The sequence below is a fragment of the Psittacicella melopsittaci genome (assembly GCF_003585925.1).
GTDB lineage: Bacteria > Pseudomonadota > Gammaproteobacteria > Enterobacterales > Psittacicellaceae > Psittacicella > Psittacicella melopsittaci.
In genome coordinates this window covers 1-8577 of record NZ_NRJH01000081.1, presented here as the reverse complement: position 1 = coordinate 8577, position 8577 = coordinate 1, and the positions used below count along the sequence as shown (strand labels likewise).

Genomic DNA, 8577 nt, shown 5'->3' with positions numbered 1-8577 from the left:
TTTAGATTATTTATTTAAAATTTTAAATGAGTTAGCTAGATCTTTTAAGAATAGTTGGTAAGAACCTGGTTTTACCTCAATATTTACACCTAAAGGATCTAAAAGACCTAATTTAGCATCTATAGCTTTAGCTAATTTTTCGGCAATGCTGCGATTAAATTGTGGCTCGCTAAAGATAACTTTAACATTATCTTCTTTAGCCTTTTTATTTAATTCATTAAGTTGATTAATTGAAGGTTCGATATTTACATTAAAGTAAATAGCACCTTTATCTTTATTACGGAAACCATAATCTATCTCAAAGTAAGTATAAGCATCATGGAAAACATAGAAATTATTCAGGTTACTTGGAACAAGTACTTGTTTAATTTCATTGTTAGTCGCATCTAATTCTTGATTAAAGCGAGCTAAGTTAGCGTTGATAATATCTTTTTTATCAGGATAGATTTGAATTAATTTATCAGCAATAACTTGTGCTACTACTTTAGAGATTCTTGGACTAGTCCAAAGGTGATAATTAGTTTCTAGACCTTCATTTGCATGAGCTGAGCCTTTTTTATGCTCGTGATCATGTTTGTGATCATGGTCGTGATCATGATCGTGATCGTGGTCATGGTCATGGTCGTGGTCGTGGTCATGATCGTGGTCGTGATCGTGCTTGTGGTCATGGTCATGCTTGTGATCATGATCATCATCGTGGTGATGATGCACTCCCTTAACTAAAAGTTTTTTAATTTCAGGGATAGAAGCTAACTCAATAACGTTAGCAGGACGAATACGATCATTTTCTAACGCCTTACCTAGACTAATTTCCATATCATCATCGATATAAATTAATAAGTCGGTATCCTTAATAATTGTAAGGTCACGTGGCGTTAGTTGAGCCGAATGAGGAGATTTTGTTGGCGGAATAAGTACTGAACTTGGAGTTACATCCTTAGTAAGATCAGCAACAATAAAACCAATTGGATTGATAGAAGATAATACATCAGCCTCGGCTGTGTTTAAAAATGCGAACGCCGCAAGAGTAGTAGCTAAAAGTGTTTTTTTCATAAAAATTTTACGGAAAAAATTTATATTTGTAAGCCGCAGCTTACCCCAAAATAGTTAGATAAAGATTGAATTTTTTTATTAAAACCGCAGTTTAGCAATCTTTATTTAACTGATATTAATAATACCATAAATGGTACTAAAGAATTAATCTATTTTATTTTATTTTTTGTACAAATTCAAGAATTTTAGCTACAGCAAAATTTGCAAAACTTGCAGTTACTACAGTTGCCGAACCATAACCATTATTACAGTTTAAATTTTGCAGGTCACAAGCTTGTAAATTTGCAGGTAAAGTCATTTGTTCTTGAGAGTACACGGTTGGAACATTGAACTTTTTCTCTTTGAAGCGTTCTTTGTAACCATATTCTCTACGTAAGCGATTTCTTACATTGGCAATTAAAGGATCATGGTGAGTTTGAGTCATATCCGCAAGAGCTACTTTTGTTGGATCAAATTTTCCTCCCGCAGCCCCACAAACTACCAGCTTATATTTGTTACGGCGACAATAGTTAACTAGGGCAGCCTTAACATTAGCATCGTCTATGGCATCTATAACATAAACATTCGGGTTGGCTGTGCCCTCAAGGACAGCTTTTGGCGTAAAAGCATGAGGTTTGATTAGCTCAGCAAGATTTTCTTTTGCCAGAAATCTATCGATAACCTGTACGTCAATTAGCGGATTAATATCTTGACATCTTTGGGCAAGAACTTCTGTTTTTTCTTCCCCTTTGGTAGAGTTTAGAGCAGGAAGTTGACGATTAATATTAGAAACACAAATATCATCAGCATCAACTAAAACTAGCGAACCTATGCCACTACGAGCTAAACTTTCTACTGCCCAAGAGCCTACGCCACCAACACCAATAACTATAACTTGAGTTTGGGCGAATTTAGCTAAATTATCTATGCCATAAAGTGAAGCTATGCCTTTAAATGAACGCCAGAACAGAGGATCAAAGCTTTGTTCGCTATATTTTGGATTTGTGCTAGTCATAATAATTACTTAATTAGTAAGTTTAAAGTTTAAGCTCTCTTATAATTATAAGTGCCAGGTAATACTACCTGGCATAAGAGATTAACGCATGGTAACAAATTCTTCTGAACCTGTAGGGTGAATTGCTACTGTATTATCAAAATCAGCTTTAGTTGCCCCCATACCCATAGCTACCGCAAAACCTTGGATCATTTCATCCACGCCAAAGCCAATGCCATGTAAACCAACAACAACTTCATTTGGTCCTTGCACAATTAGTTTCATAAGGATTTTCTCTGGATGAGAAGTTACAGCGGTTAGCATAGAAGTGAATTTACTTTTATAAATTCTAATTCCATTTGGATTGCTTTGTGGGTCATAAGCTCCATAGGTTTCAAGAGCTTTACTTTCGCACATACCAACAGTTCCTATAGCAGGGTGGCTAAAGATAACCGTAGGGATGTAAGATTTTTTATTAAAGTGATAGTTAGGTTTATTGTTGTAGAGTCTTTCTGCTAACATACGACCAGTTTTAATCGCAACAGGGGTTAGAGCAGGAAGACGTACAATATCACCTATAGCAAGAATATTGCTTTGTGTAGTTTCACTTAGATCATTAGTTACAATATAACCTTGATCATCAAGTTCAACGCCAACTTTTTCGAGGTTGAGACCTGATGTATTAGGTTCACGACCTATAGCCCAAACTAAAAAGTCTGAATCTAGGTTACCGTGATTAGTAACTAAACGAATTTGTCCATTATCTAATTTTTCCACTTTGGTATATTCTGAGTTACCTAAGTGTTTTAAGCCTTGTTGAGCAAAGTTTTCTAAAAGTTCACTTGTAATGTCTTTATCTACCCAACGTAATGGACGATCACCACGAGTTACAAGAGTAGTTTTTACCCCAAAAGAGTTAAGTACACCTGCAATCTCAACGGCAATATAACCTGCCCCTACAATAACAGCACTTTTTGGTAATTCAGTTAAAGCAAAAAAGCCGTCAGAATCTGTACCTAGTTCTGCACCTGGGATATTTGGGTATACCGCTTTACCACCAGTTGCAATGAGAATACGTTCAGCACTATAAACTTTAACCTCGCCTTGAGCATCGGTTACTTTAATATGGTGTTGATCTTCAAATTGACCCCAACCATTAATTAAAGTAACTTTATTATTGTTAAATGAATTATTGTACGAAGTGTGAATTCGTGAAATATATGCTTGACGAGCTTCAACTAGTTTAGCAAAATCTAAGTTGTCTACACTTGTAGCAAAACCATAGTCTTGGCTTAAAGTTTTAATTTGTTGGTATAAATTAGCACCATTCCAAAGAACTTTTTTTGGCACACAACCAACATTCACACAAGTACCACCAAGGTCTTTAGCTTCAATTACGCCAACTTTAGCTCCGTATATAGCAGCACGATTTGCTGTAGCAATACCGCCACTACCTCCACCTAGAACTAATAAGTCAAAATCGTATTTTCCTTGCATATAATTATTCCCGTTGTTTTGTTATTCTACTTCTACAGTATGATAGGCTGCACAGCCCAGTTCACCTGTTTTTAAAGCTTGTTTGTGTAATTTTCTAGAAACTGCCACATAGACGTTATTACCTCCAATTTGGACTTTTTCTCCACTATTTTGAGGTTTACCATTTTCGTCTAAACGTAAAACAAAAGTTGCTTTCTTCCCTGTGGCACAAATAGTTTTAAGTTCAACTATTTCATCAGCCCAAGCGAGAAGCCAAACTGATCCTGTAAAAGGCTCTCCTAAAAAGTCTGTACGTATGCCATAACATAGTACAGGTATATTTTGATAATCAACTATATCAGATAACTGCTTAACTTGTTCTGCAGTTAAAAATTGTGCTTCGTCAATTAGAATTGCCCCGATAGGAAGATTGTTCCCACTTTGGTCTTTTAAGGGTAGATCCTGAGCAGCTATGTTTTGCACAGCTTGGATCATATTAGTTTCATTGTTAAAAGGATATGCCCTTTCACGTATACCTAAACGAGATGTAACAAATAATTCTTTATTAGTCAAATTCCCATCAGCATCCCTATTATCTGCGTGGTAATTAAAAAGAATAGTATTAAAGCCTCTTTCTTTATAGTTATATGAAGCTTGTAACAAATTTGTGCTCTTACCCGCATTCATGGTTGAGTAATAAAAGAATAGTTTTGCCATATCAATATCTTTAAGTTAGAGTTAAAATATTTTTATCTGTAAATTATACACCAATCTCAAATAGTATGCATAGTAACAAGAAAAAGGTAGGAGCTTAGTCCTACCTTTTTTTCTCGTTCGAATAATTTAATTAAGCAAAGTGTCTTACTTCACCGTGACCTTCTAAGTTATCTACACAACGATGACATAAGTCTTTATGATGTTCGTCAGTACCAACAGAAGGGTCTAAATGCCAACAACGGTCACATTTCGGTTCGTTGTATTTGTGTGCTTCAACCGCAAATTTCTCAGCTTCAACTGGAGATTCTGCTAAAGGTTTAACATTTAATTTAGACACTAAGAATACGTATTTAGATTCACTTCCTAAAGTTTCTAAAGCTTTAACTAAGTCTTTAGCTTCAGGTGAAACATATAGGGTTAACTCAGCATCTAACGAAGAACCGATTGTTTTGTCTTTACGTAACGCTTCTAGAGCCACGTTAGCTTCGTAACGTACGTCTAAAAGTTCTTTCCATTGTGCATCACTTACTGCAGTGTCATTATCTACTAATTTATCGAAGTAGTAAGCTGTAAATACATATGGATCTCTTTCACCTGGTAAGTGTTCCCAAGCTTCTTGAGCAGTAAAGCTAAGAATTGGAGCCATCCATCTTACTAAAGCTTCAGCTACATAGTACATAGCTGTTTGTGCAGAACGACGTGCTAGGCTATCTTCTTTTAAGGTATAGATACGGTCTTTAACTGTATCTAAGTAGAATGAACCTAAGTCTACAGAACAGAATTGCATTAATGTTTTAACAATTAAGTGTAATTCGTAGTTCTCGTAGTTATTGCGCACTTGTTCTTGATATTTTTTCGCTAATGAAACTACATAACGGTCTACAGATAACATTTGCTCTGTAGGTACGGCATGTTTAGCTGGATCAAAACCGTTTAAGTTAGCTAATAAGAAACGCATAGTATTACGAATACGACGGTATTGGTCAACTGAGCGTTTTAAGATTTCATCAGATACACGGATATCTGAAGTGTAATCTGTTTGAGCTACCCATAAACGTAAGATGTCAGCACCATATTTCTCGTTAACTTCTTGAGGAACGATTACATTACCTAAAGATTTAGACATTTTTTGTCCGTTACCGTCAACGATAAAGCCGTGTGTAAGAACTTCTTTATAAGGAGCTTTTTGTGTTACCCCTGCACCGATACAAATTGAAGACATGAACCAACCACGGTGTTGGTCAGAACCTTCAAGGTACATGTCTGTTGTATTGCCTTTGAATTCTGGACGTAGTTTAACCACTGTTTGGCTAGTAGATCCAGAGTCAAACCATACATCTAAAGTATCTTTTGCTTTAGTGTATTTATTTGCATCTTCGGCACCAAGTAACTCTTCATTACTTACATCCCACCAAGCTTGGATACCATCTTTTTCAACTAATTTAGCAACTTTTTCAATGATTTCTAAAGTTTGTGGGTGAAGTTCACCAGTTTCTTTATTTGTAAATACTGGAATTGGTACACCCCAAGTACGTTGACGAGAGATACACCAGTCAGGACGACCACTTACCATGTTTTCGATACGTGGTTGACCCCATGCAGGAATCCATTTAACTTGTTTGATTTCGTCTAAAACGTTTTGACGTAAACCTGCTACATCCATACCGATAAACCATTGTGGTGTTGCACGGTAAACAACTGGTGTTTTGTGACGCCAACAGTGTGGGTATGAGTGGTGGATTGAAGATTTATGTACTAAACGACCTGCATAAGCTAATTCTTTAATTACAGGAACATTTGCATCAAAGATTTTTAAGCCTGCAAATTTAGGCACATCAGCTTTGAATTCTGAATCATCATTGATGATATTAGCTAAGCCAATGTTGTATTTTTTACATACTTCAAAGTCTTCAAGACCGTTATCTGGAGCAGTATGTACTAAACCAGTACCTGCATCTAGACCTACGTGGTCACCTAAGATAAATGGTACATCATGACCAAATAAAGGATGTACGAAAGTTAATAATTCTAAGTCTTTACCTAATACAGGGTTGCCTACAACTTCGTATGATTCAAAGTCACAAGCTTTTGCTACAGCTTCTACAAGCTCTTTAGCTAAAACAAAGTATTTTGCTTCTGCAAAGTATTGGTTATTTTTAACTGTAGCTTTAACTAGAACATATTCAAATTCTGGGTTTAATGAGATAGCACGGTTACCAGGAATTGTCCATGGAGTTGTTGTCCAGATCATTGCAAATGTAGGTACACTTGTGTCTGTAACACCAAATTTCTCATTAACTGCTTTAGCATCTTTTGCTTCAAATGCTACATAGATAGATTCTGATTTTTTATCACGGTATTCTACCTCAGCTTCAGCAAGAGCAGATGCACAGTCAACACACCAGTAAACTGGTTTGTGACCTTTAAACATGTGACCATTTTCAACTAATTTACCTAAAGTACGGATAATTTCTGCTTCCGTATCAAAGTTCATAGTTAAGTATGGGTTATCCCAGTCACCTAATACCCCTAAACGTTTAAAGTCACGACGTTGTAACTCAACTTGTTCTAAGGCATATTCACGACATTTTTGACGGAATTCTTTTGCATCTACATTAACACCAGGTTTTCCTACTAAGCCTTCTACTTTTAATTCAATAGGAAGACCGTGACAGTCCCAACCAGGGATGTATGGAGAATCGTAACCTTCAATTGTTTTTGCTTTAATTATAATATCTTTTAGAATTTTATTAAGTGCGTGTCCTAAGTGGATAGTACCATTTGCATATGGAGGACCGTCATGAAGAATATACATAGGACGGTTTTCACGAGACTTACGAATTTGTTGGTATAACTCATCTTTATACCATTTTTCTAACATTTGTGGTTCGCGTTTTGGTAGCTCACCACGCATCGGGAAATCTGTTTGTGGCAGATTTAAGTTGTAGTTATTTTCGCTCATAATTTTTTAAATTATTTAAATTCAGAATAAAGATATTAAGAAAAAAATCTTTGTAGGAGAAAATACTAGTATAAAAATATACTAATACTTCTACTAACAAAGTATTGAATGGGTACGTTTTGGTTGGTATGTTTTCTTCTGCTATTTAATATTACCATAAAGCAAACATATTCGACAAGCATTTTAACTGATTTTTTTTACTCTAATAAATAGAGGACGTAAGATACGTCCTCTATATTATAGTTACTTGTTTGCCCCAACTCTTAATTGGTTCCAGTAAGAATTGTAAACTTCTAATAGTTTATTACCTAAGTCTTGGTTTAAAGTAGCCTTTTCAAAAACCCATTGTGGTGGGAAAAGAATTGGTGAATTTTGCCATTCGATTGGTAATAAATCTTTAATGTGGGCATTTGCTGGTTGGAAACCTAGATTTTTTAAGATTTCTACAGCGTTTTCAGGTTGAAGCATAAAGTTAATGAACTCATATGCTGCGTCAATATTTTTTGCTCCGTTTGGAATTACAAATGAGTCGATAAACTGAACAGAGCCTTCTTTTGGCCAAACTACAGTTAAGTTTGGATCATCTAAAGAACCTCTAAATGCAGAACCAGTCCAAATAATACCTGTGCGAACTTCCTGGTTAACAAATGGAACTTCAGGTGCATCTGAGTTAAAAGTTTTAACTTTTGGCATTAATTGAAGTAAACGCTCATATGCTTCTTTAATTTGTTCAGTATCTGTAGTATTAGGATCATATCCCAGACCTTTTAAAGTTAAAGAAAAAATATCGCGTTGATCGTTTAATAGCATTATATCCGTAAACTCAGGCTTCCATAAATCATTAATAGATTCAATGGTTAGGTTCGGTGCATAAGATTTATCAATACCAATTGTGGTAAAACCATAAGTGTAAGGAATAGAGTATTTATTTTCTGGGTCAAAAGGTTTGTTTAACACTTCTGGTAATAGATTATCTACTTGCAGTCTTGATAAATCTAGAGGTTGGATTAGGTTTTCAGCAATTAAGCGAGCTACAAAGTGATTTGAAGGAACCACTATGTCGTAAGGTTGCGAAGAATTGCTATTTAATTTTAATTTAGCATACATTTCTTCGTTACTTTCATAAGTTGTGTAAACAACTTCGATTCCTGTTTCCTTTGTAAATTTGTTTAATAAGTCACTAGTAATATACTCGGTCCAGTTATAAATATACACTTTTTGTTTAGGTGTATTAGAATTTGTAACTGAGTCGTCGCTACCTTTGGTAGCAAAAGTATAACCAACTATTGCAATAATTGCGAGAACAATAATAGATAGAATAATTTTAGTCTTGTTCACAAAGTATCTCTTAAAGAAAAAAATTAATAAAAAATGGATACTAGGATTACTAGTAAAC

The 8577-nt window shown here is 35.2% G+C and carries 6 protein-coding genes; all 6 read right to left on the bottom strand.

Features of this window, described 5'->3' with window-relative positions:
- Positions 1-6: 6 nt before the first annotated feature.
- The gene (locus tag CJP74_RS07765) at positions 7-1053 is read right to left on the bottom strand and encodes a zinc ABC transporter substrate-binding protein (protein WP_119497946.1); all 1047 of its coding nucleotides are present in this window, start codon (positions 1051-1053) and stop codon (positions 7-9) included.
- 154 nt (positions 1054-1207) lie between these two features.
- Positions 1208-2047 carry a tRNA threonylcarbamoyladenosine dehydratase gene (locus CJP74_RS07760; protein ID WP_119497944.1) on the bottom strand — a complete coding sequence of 280 codons (840 nt, stop codon included), beginning with the start codon at positions 2045-2047 and terminating at the stop codon, positions 1208-1210.
- Between the two features lie 81 nt (positions 2048-2128).
- The gene (gene gorA / locus CJP74_RS07755; protein ID WP_119497942.1) at positions 2129-3523 is read right to left on the bottom strand and encodes a glutathione-disulfide reductase; all 1395 of its coding nucleotides are present in this window, start codon (positions 3521-3523) and stop codon (positions 2129-2131) included.
- 21 nt (positions 3524-3544) lie between these two features.
- On the bottom strand, positions 3545-4219 hold the full coding sequence (locus CJP74_RS07750) for a thymidine kinase (protein WP_119497937.1): 675 nt from the start codon (positions 4217-4219) through the stop codon (positions 3545-3547).
- Positions 4220-4349: 130 nt separating this feature from the next.
- Positions 4350-7181 (bottom strand): isoleucine--tRNA ligase, encoded by a 2832-nt coding sequence (gene ileS / locus CJP74_RS07745; RefSeq protein ID WP_119497935.1) that lies wholly within the window; start codon positions 7179-7181, stop codon positions 4350-4352.
- A 243-nt stretch (positions 7182-7424) separates the two neighbouring features.
- Positions 7425-8519 (bottom strand): ABC transporter substrate-binding protein, encoded by a 1095-nt coding sequence (locus tag CJP74_RS07740; protein ID WP_222987037.1) that lies wholly within the window; start codon positions 8517-8519, stop codon positions 7425-7427.
- Positions 8520-8577 lie beyond the last annotated feature (58 nt).